Source organism: Bacillus sp. CBEL-1, from assembly GCF_004348885.1.
In the GTDB taxonomy this organism is placed as follows: domain Bacteria; phylum Bacillota; class Bacilli; order Bacillales; family Bacillaceae_H; genus Priestia; species Priestia aryabhattai_A.
On the sequence record NZ_SBIM01000006.1, the window covers coordinates 240,843 to 258,248 of the forward strand.

The 17,406-nt window shown below is 39.6% G+C and carries 15 protein-coding genes; 2 read left to right on the plus strand and 13 right to left on the minus strand.

Annotated elements, in window-relative coordinates; genetic code table 11:
- Positions 1–15: 15 nt before the first annotated feature.
- From EPL02_RS05855 to EPL02_RS05865, 4 genes are all read right to left on the minus strand, one after another.
- Positions 16–1,740, minus strand: coding sequence for an ABC transporter ATP-binding protein (locus EPL02_RS05855; RefSeq protein ID WP_131887231.1), 1,725 nt, complete (start codon positions 1,738–1,740; stop codon positions 16–18).
- Between the two features lie 170 nt (positions 1,741–1,910).
- A complete protein-coding gene (locus EPL02_RS05860) occupies positions 1,911–2,591 on the minus strand; it encodes a hypothetical protein (RefSeq protein WP_131887232.1) in 681 nt (226 codons plus the stop codon).
- Positions 2,592–2,668: 77 nt separating this feature from the next.
- Positions 2,669–2,812 carry a hypothetical protein gene (locus EPL02_RS20790; RefSeq protein WP_165932521.1) on the minus strand — a complete coding sequence of 48 codons (144 nt, stop codon included), beginning with the start codon at positions 2,810–2,812 and terminating at the stop codon, positions 2,669–2,671.
- 24 nt (positions 2,813–2,836) lie between these two features.
- The gene (locus tag EPL02_RS05865; RefSeq protein ID WP_131887233.1) at positions 2,837–3,571 is read right to left on the minus strand and encodes an alpha/beta family hydrolase; all 735 of its coding nucleotides are present in this window, start codon (positions 3,569–3,571) and stop codon (positions 2,837–2,839) included.
- Between the two features lie 149 nt (positions 3,572–3,720).
- On the opposite strand from EPL02_RS05865, the gene EPL02_RS05870 reads away from it, so the two are divergent.
- Entirely contained in the window at positions 3,721–4,338 is a 618-nt protein-coding gene (locus EPL02_RS05870; protein ID WP_131887234.1) for a TetR/AcrR family transcriptional regulator, read from the plus strand.
- 44 nt (positions 4,339–4,382) lie between these two features.
- On the opposite strand, the gene rlmD is transcribed toward EPL02_RS05870, so the two are convergent.
- From rlmD to gatC, 5 genes are all read right to left on the minus strand, one after another.
- Positions 4,383–5,765 carry a 23S rRNA (uracil(1939)-C(5))-methyltransferase RlmD gene (gene rlmD / locus EPL02_RS05875; protein WP_131887235.1) on the minus strand — a complete coding sequence of 461 codons (1,383 nt, stop codon included), beginning with the start codon at positions 5,763–5,765 and terminating at the stop codon, positions 4,383–4,385.
- A 94-nt stretch (positions 5,766–5,859) separates the two neighbouring features.
- Positions 5,860–6,792: a diacylglycerol kinase gene (locus EPL02_RS05880; RefSeq protein ID WP_131887236.1), complete on the minus strand. Its 933-nt coding sequence runs from the start codon at positions 6,790–6,792 to the stop codon at positions 5,860–5,862.
- Between the two features lie 169 nt (positions 6,793–6,961).
- A complete protein-coding gene (gatB, locus tag EPL02_RS05885) occupies positions 6,962–8,392 on the minus strand; it encodes an Asp-tRNA(Asn)/Glu-tRNA(Gln) amidotransferase subunit GatB (RefSeq protein WP_094911262.1) in 1,431 nt (476 codons plus the stop codon).
- A 14-nt stretch (positions 8,393–8,406) separates the two neighbouring features.
- Positions 8,407–9,864: an Asp-tRNA(Asn)/Glu-tRNA(Gln) amidotransferase subunit GatA gene (gene gatA / locus EPL02_RS05890; protein WP_094911261.1), complete on the minus strand. Its 1,458-nt coding sequence runs from the start codon at positions 9,862–9,864 to the stop codon at positions 8,407–8,409.
- A gap of 16 nt (positions 9,865–9,880) precedes the next feature.
- Positions 9,881–10,171, minus strand: coding sequence for an Asp-tRNA(Asn)/Glu-tRNA(Gln) amidotransferase subunit GatC (gatC, locus tag EPL02_RS05895; RefSeq protein ID WP_094911260.1), 291 nt, complete (start codon positions 10,169–10,171; stop codon positions 9,881–9,883).
- Positions 10,172–10,488: 317 nt separating this feature from the next.
- Between gatC and EPL02_RS05900 the strand changes: the two genes are divergently transcribed.
- Positions 10,489–10,980, plus strand: coding sequence for a DUF3920 family protein (locus EPL02_RS05900; protein ID WP_131887237.1), 492 nt, complete (start codon positions 10,489–10,491; stop codon positions 10,978–10,980).
- Positions 10,981–11,009: 29 nt separating this feature from the next.
- Here EPL02_RS05900 and EPL02_RS05905 read toward each other — a convergent pair whose 3' ends face one another.
- Genes EPL02_RS05905 through pcrB form a run of 4 tightly spaced genes read right to left on the minus strand, consistent with a single transcriptional unit; the run spans position 11,010 to position 17,210 of the window.
- On the minus strand, positions 11,010–12,200 hold the full coding sequence (locus EPL02_RS05905; RefSeq protein ID WP_094911258.1) for a CamS family sex pheromone protein: 1,191 nt from the start codon (positions 12,198–12,200) through the stop codon (positions 11,010–11,012).
- Positions 12,201–12,213: 13 nt separating this feature from the next.
- Positions 12,214–14,220, minus strand: a complete 2,007-nt coding sequence (gene ligA / locus EPL02_RS05910; protein ID WP_131887238.1) for an NAD-dependent DNA ligase LigA — start codon at positions 14,218–14,220, stop codon at positions 12,214–12,216.
- 22 nt (positions 14,221–14,242) lie between these two features.
- Complete coding sequence (pcrA, locus tag EPL02_RS05915; RefSeq protein ID WP_094911256.1) at positions 14,243–16,462, minus strand: DNA helicase PcrA; 2,220 nt, start codon at positions 16,460–16,462, stop codon at positions 14,243–14,245.
- Between the two features lie 43 nt (positions 16,463–16,505).
- A complete protein-coding gene (gene pcrB / locus EPL02_RS05920; RefSeq protein ID WP_131887239.1) occupies positions 16,506–17,210 on the minus strand; it encodes a heptaprenylglyceryl phosphate synthase in 705 nt (234 codons plus the stop codon).
- Positions 17,211–17,406: the final 196 nt, after the last annotated feature.

Sequence of the window (17,406 nt, forward strand, 5' to 3'; positions counted from 1 at the left end):
GTTCTTTGCGCCAAGTTAACGCACCTCCTTTTCAAACTGTGATTCGTAGATCTCTTTATAAGCTTGACACGTTTGTAATAGCTCCTCATGCTTGCCGTTTCCAACAATCTCACCGTTATCAACTACAAGAATTCGGTCTGCATCTGCTACCGTTGAAATTCGCTGTGAAACAAGAATGCACGTGATGTCATTAGCATATCTCTCCAACGATTGTTTAATCTTTGCTTCAGTCGCCATATCCACCGCGCTGGTGCTATCATCTAAGATTAAGATTTCAGGCTGTTTAATTAGCGCTCGAGCAATCGAAACTCGCTGCTTCTGGCCACCCGATAAGTTAACTCCACCCTGTCCAATTTCCGTTTCATAGCCCGCTTTTGACCTTTGAATAAACCCATTTGCATCAGCCATTTCAGCTGCTAGCTGTACTTCTTCTTCAGACGCATCTTCTCGTCCCCAGCGGATATTATCACCAATCGTCCCCGTGAATAACATCGCTTTTTGAGCAACAATCGCAATTCTTTCACGTATGGCTTTTGGCTCAATCTCCCGAATGTCGCTATCGTTTAGTTTAATTGTTCCGCTCGTTGCATCATATAAGCGTGGAATTAAACTCACAAGACTGCTTTTTCCCGCACCCGTTTTTCCGATAATACCAAGAGTTTCTCCAGGCATACACGTAAACGTAACGTTTTTTAAGACCGGTTCTTGCGATGTTGCATTATATGAAAAAGACACATTTTCAAACTCGATTTTTCCTCCTTGATTAGAAACAAACTGTTCCTCTGTCCACGTCATATCGTTTTTTTCGCCTAGCACTTCACCAATGCGGCCAGCTGACGTTCTCGCTCGGACAAACATATTAAATACCATAGAAATCATCATAAGTGAAAAGAGAATTTGCGTCATATAGTTCGTAAATGCCACGACGTGTCCCACTTGAATTGTGCCGCTTTCTACTCCATGACCGCCAATCCAAAGGACGGCCACAATTCCTACGTTCATCACAAGCATAATAATTGGACTAAAAATAGCAATGACTCTTGTGGCCGCAACCGATTTATCCTGAAGCTCATCGTTAAACCTGCTAAATTTTGCTGTTTCATAATTGAATCGATTGAATGCTTTTACTACGCGAACACCTGATAAATAGTCTCGCATCGATCCATTGACTCGGTCGAGTGCATTCTGAAGCTTTGCAAAGCGCGGAATACTGAGTTTAATATTCGTAATAAGCAGAACCACAATTATCGGTACCACTACTATAAGTACCACAGATAAATGAATATTTAACGTGGTTGCCATAATGAGGCCACCAATTGCTAGTAAAGGCGCTTTAATATAAATCCTCATCAAACCGTTCACAAATAGCTGCACCTGTGTCACGTCATTTGTTAGTCTCGTAATTAACGACGCTCGGTCATAGTTATTAATTCGTTTAAAAGAAAGAGTTTGAATTCTTCTAAACAAATCAAGGCGCAGCTCAGCCCCAAAATTTTGAGACGTGATGCTTGCTAAAATGCTACGTGTCGAAGCTGCTACTCCTCCAAGCAGCGTCACGCCAAGCATCACCGCTCCCATCCGAAGCACATAGTCTAAATCCCGATTGGCTATTCCAACATCAATAATTTTTGCCATAATCGTTGGTTGCATCAAGTCACAAATCGCTTCTAGCATTAGGAACAAAAGTGCAATGCTAAAAGGCTTATAGTATTTTTTTATGTATCCTCTGTAGTTATCCATACATCACCCCACACTTAGTTAATAGACCACCAACGAACAGCTCGTATAGTTTTATTATATTTAAATGATTAAACAATTTACCATCTTTTTACGTAGAAAGCAGTTTTGAGAAGATAAAAAAAGCTCAATTCCGTTTGGATTTGAGCTTTTTGTGTACTTTGAACTCTAGTTTAGCCAGCCTGAGCAACATATCTATACTGATACACCTTTACTAAGTGACGATGAGTCAAAGCTAAGGATAACATAAATATAACTTCAAACAGGTTTATCACAGCTGTACTTGGAAGAGAAAAAGGAATTGCGCTTCCTACAATCATCACTGCTACGCCAATCATCATGATTCTCCAATTCATGTGCTTGAAGATTGAGATACCGATAAAAAGTAAGATAAGCGCTACAACTATTACCATAATAGGTGGACCAGATGTTCCTACAATTCCATAGCGAATAATGCCATACTCACTTATAGCTGCCACATCATGACTAATTGTCTTTACTACTTCATAACTAATAAGGATTGCTGTGCTTATCAGAAACAACACCTTAACAATTGGCTTATTAGCCCAGCTAATATTGGCATGTTTTGCGATTCCATATCCAAACAGAATAAGTGTTGGCGTAAACAAAGCATGGAGCCAAAAGCGGAGCAAGCTAAGAGCAAAGAGTGTATTCCCCTCGCCAATAAATGAACCTATAAAGATAATTAAATTATCATAGATTAAGCCTATGATTACTAAAGGAAAGGAAAGCATATAAAACGATAATGCTTTTTTCTTAATTAATTTAATACTGAATATAAACAATGCTACGTAGAAAATAGTAAATAGTAGATAGAGAATGGTATCAATCATTTTTGCTCCTTTTGATAAAAACAATTCTTTTAAACATAGTGGCTATCACGGTTTGTTCGAATTTCTAATCATTTCTTTTAATTTTGCTTGATTACGATGTTTGGCTTTTCTAATGCCTGTGAAAGTGACCATTCGGCACGGTCATCCTTTTTTACTCGTACTTTTTCAACCCTAATATTTTGCTTTTTTAATGCTTTAATGATCATATCAATTGAATTCATACGACTCACTCTCCAAAGAAATGCTTAGTATTTGTTTCCTTTTATCCATGTCAGTGTAGTCTGTGCCATTTCATCCTGCTGCTTTTTAACGGGGATAGATGCTTTCATATCTCCTTTTTGCGGTCCATAAATTCCAAATTGAGCATGATTTCCACCTTTTATTTCATGCATTGTTGCATTCTTGGAAAGAAGCTGCTGCGTGTCTTGAATCTTATCTTTTGTAGATAGGCCGTCTTTTTCACCATATATAGACAAAATAGGAAGGTTAGTGTTTGAGAAATCAGATGCTTCATCCGGATAAGAACCTAAGAAAAACAAACCAACCACTTCTTTTGGATGAGAATGAGCAAATTTAGATGCCGCAACGCCACCTAAAGAATGTCCACCTACGATCCACTTGTTTACTGATGAATAACTATCCATTACCTCTTGCGCTTTATTTGAGTCAAACAAGGCAAAGTTAAGGTTTACATTGGGTATTGCAACCAGATAACCTTCGTCTGCTAATTGTTTACCGTAGTAACTGTAAGCTTCAGGTTCTACTTTTGCACCTGGATACAACACGATCCCGATTTGGTTATTCTCTTTAGGATTAAAGATAACCCAATCTTCTTCTTGCTTAATTTCTTTTTTATCTATGAGCGTATAAAGCTTTTCAGATGGTTCATATGTTTGCTGTGACCATATAAAAAAGCCTAGAAACCCCAATACTAGTAGAACGACAATACTAGCCAAAAGGTAGCCTATTTTTTTCTTCATCTATAAACCCTCTTTTCCTTGTAATTAAATTTGTTTGATTTACTTAAATCCATTAAACTAATATTAGATCCTTTAAATAATTATATATACCAAAAGGTTAATTAATCAACTAAATTAATATGTCTATTTTTTGAACTAGGAGGCTCCCTATGAGTGATAACATACCGAAGAAAAAGCCTGGAAGACCGAAAATAACAATTGAAAAGAATGTAACGAGGGAGCAAATCTTGAAAACTTCAGCTCATCTCTTTATGACATATGGATATGAAAGTGTCTCAATGGAACAAGTCGCAGAAGCAAGTGACGTAACAAAAGCAAGCGTGTACTATTACTTTAAAAATAAAGCAAATTTATTTACGGTATCCGTATCAAGTATGTTTGAGCGTATTACAATCCAAACAGAGCGACTGTTACAAAGTTCAAAAGGATTAAAAACTCGATTGTATGAAGTCACGTTAAATCATCTTCAAACACCGCATATCGACTTTGAAACACTATTAAACGAGGCTACTTCTTCACTTACAGAAGATCATATAAAAAAAATCCGTGGAGCAGAGAAAGAAGTTCATCAAGCACTGGAAGATATTTTCAAACAAGCGATGGAAGACGGTGATATCGTTCAGAGTAATCCCCTTCTCCTTGCCCATGCATTTTCAACAGTAACTATGATTCGAAATAAAAAAGAATTAATCAATGAACTCGGAGGGCCCGAAAAAACTGCTCAGTCGTTAGTAGATCTTTTTTGGGAAGGCATTAGTCTCAAGTGAAGGAACTATCCTTTTTAATAAAAAAGACAACTAACCTTATAAGGTTAGTTGTCTTCTTTTAAAATAAGCTTTGCCACTGATTCCACATGCGTCGTATGCGGAAACATATCAACGGGCTGCACTTCCACCGTTTGATAGCCGCCTTCTTCAAGAATCTTGAGATCACGCGCCAGGGTTGCCGGGCCACATGATACGTAGACGACTTTCTTTGGCTTCATTTTAAGAATCGTTTTTAATAATGCTTCGTCACAGCCTTTTCTTGGCGGATCAACGACGATGACATCCGCTTTAATACCTTGCTTGTACCAGTTAGGAATGACAACTTCAGCCTCTCCTACTTCAAACTCAGCGTTATCTATATTATTCAGCTTAGCGTTGCGCTTAGCGTCTTCAATCGCTTCAGGAACAATTTCTACTCCGTATACCTTCTTGGCTTTTTGCGCTAAAAACAGAGAGATTGTCCCAATTCCGCAATATGCGTCAATGACCGTTTCTTCTCCTGTTAAATCTGCATACTCAAGCGCTTTGTCATAAAGTACTTTCGTTTGCTCTGGGTTTACCTGATAAAATGACTTGGCTGAAATAGCAAACTTAACGTCGCCGATATAGTCATAGATATACTCTTCACCCCAAAGTACGTTGGTTTGATCACCCAAAATAACGTTTGTGCGCTTTGTATTGACGTTTTGAACAATTGATTTCACGTTTGGTACGGCTTTAACGATTTCTTCAATGATGTGCTTTTTGTTTGGAAGCTCGCTTGTGCGAGTAACAAGCACAACCATAATTTCTCCCGTCGTTAAGCCGTAGCGAGCCATGATATGGCGAATCGTTCCTTTGTGCTTTTGTTCATGATAAGCGGGAACATTGTACTTTTCAAGAATGCTTTTAACAACTTGAACAACGTCATCGTTTTCTTGCTGTTGAATCAGGCACATGTCCATATCAATGATGTCATGGCTGCGTTGCTGATAGAAGCCAGCCACTAAGCCACCTTCTCGACTTGCAACAGGAACCTGAGCTTTGTTACGGTAGCGCCAAGGATCTGTCATACCTATTGTTGGTAGCACCGGAACGTTTGGCAGGTTACCAATTCTTTCCATTACCCCTTGAACCTGCTTTTGCTTGAACGACAGCTGACCTTCGTAACTTACGTGCTGCAGCTGACAGCCGCCGCACTGCTTATACACAGGACAGGGAGGTTCTACGCGCGCTTCGCTCACCGTACTGTGATTCATAAGTTTTCCAAACGCATAGCCTTTTTTTACTTTTATTACTTTTACTTGGCCGCTTTCGCCAGGCAATGTGTTCTGAACAAAAATTGGAAAGCCGTTTACTTTGGCTACGCCTGAACCATCATGTGTTAAATCTTCAAACGTAACATCTATATAATCATTTTTTTCAACTGGTGGTGTTAACTTTTCCATTTATCGTACATCCTTTGTATTTAAAAATGCTGAACTGATTGTACCACATCAATTCTCTTTACACAAAAGTCGGTCACATGAAAAAAGATCGCAGTTAGGCGATCTCATTTTTCTCCATTAATTTTGCTGTCTCTTTTGGGACAAAAACTTCTACATGTCGATATAAATTGACAAATTCCCCAGGCAATAATCCACCGTATTCTCCATCAAGATTCAGCTGCATCTTATCGCTTGTATGAATCTTAACGCGATTTGCTTTTGTATAAATAATGTGAGGGTCATTGATGTGCTCTCCGCGTAGCGCTAATGTTGCAATACGAATAAACTCAGCTAAGTTAGCTTTTTTCAAGATAATTAAATCAAACATCCCATCATCTAAAGAGGAATCTGGCGCTAGCTTCTCAAAGCCTCCAACAGAATTTGTTAAAGATACTAAAAACATCATAATATCTCCGCTAAAAAACTTACCATCATACTCAATTTCCACCGTGGTTGGCTTAATTGAAGGCAGCATTTCCATTCCTTTTAAGTAGTAAGCTAGCTGACCCAGCATAGTTTTTAATTTACTAGGCACTTCGTACGTCAACTCTGTTAAGCGGCCACCACCTGCAATATTCACAAAGTGATGCGTTTCCCCTTCATTGGTAACTGCACCTAGATCTATCGCTTTTGGTACACCGTTAATGATAACATCAACCGCTCCTTCAATCGTACGAGGAACGTTAATTGCACGAGCAAAGTCATTGGTTGTTCCTACTGGAATAATCCCTAGCTGCGGACGATAGTCTTGTCCAGCAATGCCATTTATAACTTCATTAATCGTTCCATCACCGCCAGCAGCAATGACGATATCAAATTTGCGCTCCACTGCTATCTTGGCAGCTTCTGTCGCATCACCAGCACAGGTAGTCGCATGACAAGACGTCTCATAACCAGCTTGCTCTAGCTTTTGAAGTACCTCTGGTAAATTCTTTTTAAAAATTTCACGCCCCGATGTCGGGTTATAAATGATTCTCGCTCTTTTCATTTTCATCATCCTAATAATGATAATTTATCAAAATCCAAACCAATTCAATATCTACATTATATACATATGCATAATCTCTATTCCAAAATAAGACCCCCTCTTAAAATAGCAGCTACAATTTTACGAGGGGGCAATCATCACATGATGTAAAGAAATTAACTTACGCTAATTAGCGCTTTTTAATTTCTTCTAATAAAATTTTGTTAACCATTGGAGGGTTGGCTTGACCTTTTGACGCTTTCATAATTTGCCCTACTAAGAATCCAATTGCACGATCTTTACCGTTTTTGAAATCTTCAATTGATTGAGGATTTGCATCTAACGCATCCGTTACGAACTTGCGTAGCGTTGCATCGTCAGAAATTTGCACAAGGCCTTTTTCTTTTACGATTTTTTCTGCGCTTCCACCATTTTCAATTAACTCTTTGAAGACTTTTTTCGCAATTTTAGATGAAATTGTGCCTTCTTGAATTAATTTAATCATGCCAGCTAAGCCTTCTGGAGTTAATGCCACGTCGGCTAACTCTTTTTGGTTTGAGTTTAAGTATGCTGATACTTCACCCATTAACCAGTTAGAAGATAATTTTGCGTCTCCACCAGCTTCAATCGTTGCTTCAAAGAAGTCAGACATTTCTTTTGTTAGCGTTAATACCATTGCATCATAAGCCGGTAACCCAAGCTCTTCAACATAACGTTTCTTACGAGCATCTGGAAGCTCTGGAATTGACGCACGGATGCGCTCTTTCCACTCATCATCAATATGAAGTGCTACAAGATCTGGCTCTGGGAAGTAACGATAATCATCCGATCCTTCTTTTACACGCATTAAGAGTGTTTCACCTGTTGATTCATCAAAGCGACGTGTTTCTTGCTCAATGATTCCACCAGCTAGTAATACTTTCTCTTGGCGCTTTTCTTCATGCTCCAGACCACGACGTACGAAGTTGAAAGAGTTTAAGTTCTTTAGCTCTGTTTTTGTACCGAACTTCTCTTGTCCAACTGGACGTAGAGAAATATTGGCATCACAACGAAGTGAACCTTCCTCCATCTTACAATCAGATACGCCTGTGTATTGGATGATAGATTTTAATTTTTCTAAATATGCGTAAGCTTCTTCCGGAGAACGCATATCTGCTTCTGATACGATTTCAATTAAAGGCGTACCTTGACGGTTAAAGTCTACTAGAGAGTAACCATCACCTGTATGCGTTAATTTACCCGCATCTTCTTCTAAGTGAAGTCGGTTAATACGAATACGCTTTGTTTCACCGTTTACTTCAACTTCAATCCAACCGTTTTCACCAATTGGTTTATCAAATTGAGAGATTTGATAAGCTTTTGGGTTATCCGGATAGAAATAGTTTTTACGGTCAAACTTTGTATCTGTTGCGATTTCACAGTTTAATGCAAGAGCTGCTTTCATCGCGAAGTTAACCGCTTCTTTATTTAGAACTGGCAGTACGCCAGGATATCCCAAGTCGATAACGCTTGTGTTCGCATTTGGCGCTGCTCCGAACGCGTTTGGACTTGCTGAGAAAATTTTAGATTGTGTCTTAAGCTCAACGTGTACTTCAAGACCGATAATCGTTTCAAAGTTCATCTTCTTCTCACCCCTTACAGTGCTGGTTTCGCTTTATGATGCTCAGTTGCTTGTTCGAATGCATGAGCGACGCGATAAATTGTGCTTTCATCAAAATGCTTACCGATAATTTGCAACCCTAATGGTAATCCGTTCGCAAGGCCACAAGGCACAGAGATACCTGGTACACCTGCAAGGTTTACTGGGATTGTTAAAATATCATTTGCATACATTGTTAACGGATCATCTGTCTTTTCACCAATTTTAAACGCTGGTGTTGGCGTTGTAGGACCAATGATAACGTCATAGTTTTCAAATACAGATTCGAAATCTTCCTTAATAAGCGTACGTACTTGCTGCGCTTTTTTATAATAAGCATCATAATAACCTGAGCTTAACGCAAATGTACCAAGCATGATACGACGCTTCACTTCGTTACCAAAGCCTTCGCTACGCGTTTGCTTGTACATTTCAAGTAAGTTTTCAGCATTATCTGTGCGGTATCCATAACGTACACCGTCAAAGCGAGATAAGTTTGCAGAAGCTTCTGAAGAAGACAGTAAGTAGTATGTTGCTAAGGCATACTTAGAGTGTGGTAATGAAACCTCTTCCCAAGTTGCGCCAAGGCTTTCTAATACTTTTAATGCATCTAGTACTGATTGACGAGCTTCTTCGCCAACGCCTTCACCTAGATACTCTTTTGGTACAGCAATTTTAAGACCTTTAATATCACCAGTTAAAGCAGATACATAGTCCGGAACATCTACGTTTGCAGAAGTTGAATCCATTGGGTCAACACCTGAAATTGCTTGAAGTAAATATGCATTATCTTCAACTGAGTTTGTGATTGGTCCGATTTGATCTAAAGAAGATGCAAATGCAACAAGACCGTAACGAGACACGCGTCCGTATGTAGGTTTTAATCCAACAACACCGCAATAAGCCGCAGGTTGACGGATTGAACCACCCGTATCAGAACCCAGTGAGAATGGTACTTCTCCAGCTGCAACAGCCGCTGCTGAACCACCGCTAGATCCACCTGGTACATAGTCTAAATTCCATGGATTGCGAGTTAATTGTAGGCCAGAGTTTTCAGTCGAAGAACCCATTGCGAACTCATCCATGTTTAATTTACCAATCGTTACTGCTTCAGCTGATTGTAGCTTTTGAACAACCGTTGCGTCATAGATTGGATCAAAGTTTGCTAGAATTTTACTTGAACACGTTGTGCGTAAGTCTTTTGTTACGATGTTATCTTTTACACCGATAGGCATACCAAATAACAAACCAAACTCATCTTTCGTTTGTAGCGCTTCGTCTAGTTGTTTTGCGTAAGCACGAGCGTTGTCCTCGTTCAGTGCTAGGAAAGCACCCACTTTATCATCTACTGCGTTAATACGCTTATACGATTCTTCTACTAGGTCTTGTACACTTACTTCTTTGCTATGAAGAAGCTTATGTAATTCTGAAAGTTTACGATTAAATAATGACATCGTAAAGCCTCCTTTCTTATTCTAAAATAGTTGGTACGCGTACGTATCCATCTTTATGGTCTGGCGCGTTTTTCGTTACGTCTTCAACAGGTAATCCTTTTGCTGGCTTGTCCTCACGCATTACGTTTTTCACGTCTAATACGTGTGAAGTTGGCTTTACATTTGTAGTATCCAATTCGTCTAATTGCTCAGCGTATGTAATGATTGCATCTAATTGCTTTGTAAATAAAGCTGCTTCTTCATCTGTTACAGCTAATCTAGCTAAATGTGCAACATGTTTTACTTGTTCAACAGAAATTCTTGACATGTTCGTTCACCTCCGAATATTCGTCCCACTACAATATACTGATAATACCAAACTTCACTAGCATCAAGCAACATTTCTGAGAGTAGTTCCATAAATATAAAATCTTCCTTTTAAAATGATAGGGGTTACACTCTATATTCCTCTAGAAAAGGGATTTTTCTCCTGGATTTATTTAGAGTTTTACTCTTTTCTTCTAAATGAATAGCTCTTTGACATATATATTAATAACCTCTTCATAAGCTTCTTAATCAGAAGTATAAGGGTAAATAAAAAGGTCGAAAATGAATATGACCGCTAGTAAGGAGTGTGAACACATTATGAATCCATTACTCATTTACTCGACTATTCATAAGCGTCCTGTCTACCAAGAGTGTCTAAACTGGTTTGTTCTCGATGACGAATTTTCATTTAACTTGCATCAGCTGCAAAAGGAAGTTTTCTCTTGTCTAAACCGCCAATTCACAACCCCCGTTGTGTTTTGTGACTCTTGTGAAGCAAATAAAATTGTGTCTGAACTTGAAGAAGAAGAAGCAGAATTTCTTCAATATGCTTCCGCCGTCTATTGGAGAGAAGTTGGAATTATTTTCATATTTAAATTCGAGGATTATTTACCTTTGGTTGAAACGCTGTTTCACGAGTTGCGTCATGTCATGCAAGAGGATATTCCTTTTTTCAAAAAGCAATTTGAGTTTGATAAAAAGCTTCCATATGAAGAGCGAAAAACTGAAAAAGATGCATTTCAGTATGCCAAAAGCCACCTGCAAAAATTTATGAAATCTCATCAAAACACACCCTTTGTCTCACAATGAAAAAGCCGCTCATCTGAGCGGCTTTTAACTTAGTTTTCGTAAATATGCACGGTTGGCGTTTCTTGATCAGGTTTACGGATAATTAATGCTTCCGGACCGTTTACAGACGTGATGGAAATACTTGTTTCCATATAGTCTGGGAAATGATCAAGCATTAATCCAGCAACGTACTGAGTAAACCCAACAATTTCACCTTTTCCGTAAAATTGAATTGGAATTTCAATGGACATTCTCTGCATCTGACCATCGATATAATGACCTTTCCCTACTACGCTTGTAAAGTTCGGGAAGTAATCTTCAATTTGTGCTTTGAATTCATTAAACTTCATTGCATCATCGCGATAGTCTTTATCGGCAGCAGATGACGGGAATAGGTAATACTTCTCATCAACTTTATCCCACCCGTTCACTGAGTTACGCCCTTTGCCAGCTTGGCCAACGCTAATAAAGTTACCAGGTGTTAAAGAAGATTTTGGATTTTGCTTAAAGATTGCCACTGTGATTGGTACTTGTTCTAGTCCCTTCTTTTTACGCATACGATCCACGATGGTATTTGCTATCTCTTTGCCTCGCTCTTCAATTTCTTTATCATCGAGCTTAACTTCACGAGCGTATCCATCTTCTTGCGTATAGTAGTGGACAGAGTTCATGGCCAGACCAATAACTACCCCGCCAAGCGCAACTTTATCGTCACCGTCTTGAACTAAGTAGTTTTGCTCCGTAATATGGGCCAAATACATTGGGCTTCTTTCATTTCGTGCTTTTAAGTCTCCATCACCTGTATCGGCTGGATTGAGACCTTCATTCTTTAATGAATCACGATCATTTTCCTTTGTCTTATCCTTTAGTTCTTTAAACTGCGCGTCTGTTTTCTTACGGCTTAACCATGAACGAATCGTCTCTTTGTCTAGATATTGTCCTTCTTGGAACACATATTTGTCAGGTGAAAAATCATCTTGTGCTAGACGCATTAATCCTGTTTCAAACTCTTGAATATCAAGGCGATTATTCATATTCGCTGCTACAAGGCCTCTCGCTACTCCCGGTTTATAAGGAAGAATTGTTCGGTAATATTCATCTGAAATGCTGTATTTTGGGATAACAGCTTTTTCATTTTTATCATCTGTTTGTTGAACAATCTCTTCCTCTTTCGAAAAATTAGGTGCACATGCTGAGGTTATAAGCATGACCATAAGAGACAGTAAAAATATCTTTTTCAACTATACACACCTCTTATTTGTTTAATTCAATAAGTAACCTCGCTTCGTCCCATACTTCAATGCCAAGCTCATTTGCTTTAGCAAGTTTAGAACCTGCGTCTTCCCCCGCAATGACAAGGTCTGTTTTCTTACTTACACTACCTGTTACTTTTCCGCCTAAAGCTTCAATCTCCGCCTTTGCTTCGTTTCTGCCTAGCTCTTCTAATTTACCAGTTAACACAATCGTTTTACCAGCAAAAACAGAATCAGAATCTCCTACATTGACGGGTTTTGGACCTTTATAGGTCATGTTAACGCCGGCTTCTTGAAGCTCGCGCAACAGCTCTTGCACTTCCTCTTGTGAAAAGTATGTAACGATTGCATCGGCCATCTTGTCACCGATCTCATTAATTGTCACTAACTCATCATACGTTGCTTTTTGCAACTTGTCCATCGTATCAAATTGCTGTGCTAGAGTTTTTGCTGCTTTAGCACCTACGTGACGAATACCTAAGCCGAATAACAATCTTTCAAGAGAATTTTCTTTAGAAGCTTCAATCGCTTTTAAAAGATTATCTGCTGATTTTTCACCCATTCGCTCAAGCTCAATTAGCTGCTCTTTTGTTAGTTCGTAAAGATCTGCTACGTCTGTGATTAACTCTTCTTTAAAAAGTTGAGTAATTACTTTCTCTCCAAGACCATCAATATTCATGGCATTGCGAGACACAAAATGAATAAGACCTTCACGAATTTGAGCAGGACAGCTCGGGTTAATACAGCGAAGCGCTACTTCCCCTTCTAAGCGGACAAGCTCACTCTCACATTCCGGACAGTGGGTTGGCATCGTAAACTCTTGCTCGTTGCCTGTTCGCTTTTCAGTAATGACATTCACAACTTCTGGAATAATATCACCGGCTTTTTTAATAACTACTTGGTCGCCGATGCGAATGTCTTTTTCACGAATCAGGTCTTCATTGTGTAAAGATGCGCGCTGTACGGTCGTACCTGCAACCTGCACTGGTTCCAAAATGGCCGTCGGCGTAATAACACCTGTACGTCCAACCGTTAGCTCAATATTTTTTAGAGTTGTTACAACTTCTTCTGCCGGAAACTTATAAGCTATTGCCCAACGCGGGCTTTTTGCTGTTGTACCGAGCTCAACCTGCTGCTCAAACGCATCGACTTTAATAACAATCCCATCGATATCATAGGCAAGAGATGGGCGTTTTTCCTGCCAGTTTTCAATGTAAGCAAGAACTTCTTCAATGGTAGCACACTTTTGACGCTCTTTATTTGTTTTAAAACCAAGATGGTCTAAAAGGTCTAAACTTTCACTATGAGCTTCTACATCCTGTTCTCCAACATCCGTCATTGCATACACAAAAATATCAAGATTTCGTTTCGCTGCAATTTTAGGATCTAATTGACGCAGTGAACCAGCAGCAGCATTACGAGGGTTTGCAAACGGAAGCTCTTCATTTTGAATCTTAGCTTCATTTAACTTCTCAAATGACTTTCTCGGCATGAATGCTTCTCCGCGCACTTCCATCGTAACAGGCTCTTTTACACGAAGAGGAATTGAGCGGATAGTTTTTAGATTCTCGGTAATATCTTCACCAATCGTTCCGTCTCCGCGCGTAGCTCCGCGTACTAGGTAGCCATCCTCATAAAGTAAAGAGATTGCTAAGCCATCAATTTTCAACTCGCATACATAGGAAAAATCATCTCCTACCGCTTGGCGAATACGCCGATCAAAATCACGCAAATCCTGCTCATTAAATGCATTTCCTAAGCTTAGCATCGGCGTGCGGTGCTCAACCTTTTGAAAAGCATCAAGCACCTGGCCGCCAACGCGCTGAGTAGGAGAATCCTGCGTTTTTAACTCTGGAAATGCTTCTTCTATTTTAATCAGCTCATTCATTAAGCGGTCGTATTCCGCATCGGGAACGGTTGGCTGATCTAATACGTGATACTCATAGTTATAGCGGTTTAACAGCTCATGCAATTCTTGAATTCTTTGTTTGCTCGTTTCAAGATCCATATCCTTACTCCTTCTTCACACATTATACTTTTGTTACGGGTGCAAATTTAGCTAACAGACGCTTTACTCCCACTGGGCTTGGAAACGCAATGTCCAATTCTTTTGAGTCGCCTTCTCCTTTAACGCTAACGACTGTCCCGATACCCCATTTTTTATGCTCCGCTTTGTCGCCAACACCCCAACCAATCGATTCGCCACCGGTAGAAGTGAGCGTTGTTTTCGCAACGGCAGCTTGTCTGCGAGCAGCATACGGTGATGTGCTTCTTCCACTTGGCTGCATCGGCGATTTCTTCGCTTCGTTCAACGACTCGATTAGCTCTGATGGAATTTCGCTAATAAAGCGCGATGCCGGATTAACGTTTGTCTTACCGAATAGTGTACGCATTTGTGCATTTAATAAGTAAAGTTCTTGTTCCGCACGCGTAATTCCAACGTATGCTAAGCGACGCTCTTCTTCCATTTCCATATCTTCAAAGAGCGAGCGACTGTGTGGAAATACGCCTTCTTCCATACCAAGTAAGAAAACAACTGGGAACTCAAGCCCTTTTGCAGAGTGAAGAGTCATTAAAATCACTTGTTCATTCTCATCTTCCTCTTCATCAAGCTGGTCGATATCGGCCACAAGCGCCAAGTCCGTTAAGAATGCGACTAGGCTCTTGTCCTCACTTGCTTCTTCAAAGGTTTTCGTAACAGATAAAAACTCATCAATGTTTTCTAAGCGACTTTGAGCTTCAATTGTTTTTTCCGTTTTGAGCGCTTCTCGGTAGCCCGTTCGCTCTAGCACTTCTTCTACAAGCTCTGTTACGGACATGTAATCCTGCATTTGAGCTAGGTTGTCAATCATTGCTTGAAAATCTCGCAGCGTACTCGTTGCTTTACCGGTTACGCCAATTAACTCCACTTCATCAAGTGCTTTAAAGATTGAAATATCATGGGTTAGTGCATAGTTTGCCACCTTATCAACAGACGTTGCTCCTACGCCTCTCTTTGGTACGTTCACAATGCGCGTTAAGCTGATGTCATCATCTTGGTTTGCAATTAAGCGTAAATAAGCCAGGATATCTTTAATCTCTTTACGATCATAGAACTTAATTCCGCCAACGATTGTATAATTAATATTTGATTTTAGTAAGACTTCCTCCATCACACGCGACTGGGCGTTCGTACGATATAGAATGGCAAAATCGCTATATTTACGTTTACCAGAATCTATGGCTTCTTTAATTTTACGCGCTACGAATTGAGCTTCATCATGCTCACTCATTGCCTGATAGCGATAAAGCTTTTGGCCATCCACGTTTTCTGTCCATAAGTTTTTCGCTTTTCGATTCATGTTGTTGGCAATGACTTCGTTTGCTGCTGCTAAAATATTTTTTGTTGAACGATAGTTTTGTTCTAATAAAATAACCGATGCTTTTGGATAATCTTTTTCAAAGGAAAGGATATTGGTAATATCCGCGCCACGCCAGCGATAAATCGATTGATCTGAGTCCCCAACTACGCACACATTTTCAAAGCGCGCTGCTAGCAATCGAACAAGCATATATTGCGCATGATTTGTATCTTGATACTCGTCAACATGAATGTATTGAAACTTACGCTGATAGTAAGTGAGCACTTCTGGTACTCGCTTAAAGAGCTGAATCGTCGTCATAATTAAGTCATCAAAGTCCAGCGCTTGATTTTTCTTAAGGCGCTTTTCATACTTTGTGTAAACCGTGCTTACGACTTCTTCATACGGACCCGCAGCCGTTTTTGCGAAATCATCCGCTGTTTTTAGCTCATTTTTCGCTGAACTGATGCTTCCTAGCAACGATCGTGGGTCAAACTTTTTCGGATCCAGGTTTTCTTCTTTTAAGATGTTTTTAATAACCGATAACTGATCCGTTGAATCGAGAATAGTAAAGTTTCGATTATAGCCAATTCTGTCAATGTCGCGGCGTAAAATACGCACACACATGGAGTGGAACGTCGAAATCCAAATATCTTCTGCTACTCCACCAACGATTGCGCTAACACGTTCTCTCATCTCGCGAGCCGCTTTGTTTGTAAACGTAATTGCAAGGATATTCCAAGGCGCCACTTCTTTTTCAGCCATTAGATACGCGATGCGATGCGTGAGCACACGCGTCTTTCCACTTCCTGCACCAGCCATAATTAGCAACGGCCCGTCTGTTGTTTTTACCGCTTCTTTTTGCTGAGGGTTTAACCCTGTTAATAATTTTTCACTTAGAAAATTCATCATTTCACCGCCTAATCAAACATATGTTCTATTTTACTTCACTTTATTTTCCGTTCGCAACATTCTTTTTCACTGCATCTACTGTTTTTAATGCTGTTGATAAATCGTCATAGATTATGTTCCCAACAACTACTGTGTCTGCTATTCTTCCCATCTCAGCAGCCTGCTCTTTCGTTCTAATACCGCCACCGTAGAAAAGATTGGTATTGGTTAACGATTTTTTTACTTTTTCAACGATATCTGGATTTCCGTACATACCGCTATACTCTAGGTAAAAGATTGGTAAATTAAACATTCTTTCTGCCATTTGTGCGTACGCTACAATATCGTCAGCGTCTAAATCCGTTTTGGCACTCGTTAAAGTTGCTACTTTGGCTTCTGAATTTAGCACGCAGTACCCTTCTACAAAGATTTCATCCCAATCCATAATTTCTCCATACTCTTTCATTGCGTGATGGTGTAAGCCAGAAATCCACTTGGGGTCACTGCTGTTTAATACAGTTGGAATAAAGTAAGAGTCAAAGCCAGGAGTAACTGATTCAATTGTTGATACTTCTAAAGCACACGGCACCGTATAGCGACGAATACGCATTAAAAGCTGCAGTACATTATCTAACGTAACGCCATCTGAGCCACCTACGATTACCGCGTCTGTACCGGACTCGCATACTTTTTCTAGCGCTTCATCTGAAATTTCCTTGTTTGGATCTAATTTAAATACGTGTTTCCATTTTTTTACGTCGTACATTGTATGAACCTCCATCTATTTATCCAGCAACTCTTCACTATGCGTTAACTTAACGGACTACTTTCCATTTGTTCATTATAACAAAACTAAGATTGGGAGACGAAACGAAAACCAATCTTTTTTGTCTACATCAATTAAAGTGAAAAAGGCATTTTGTTATAACGGTTATTGTATCCCTGCATAGGATATGCTAATA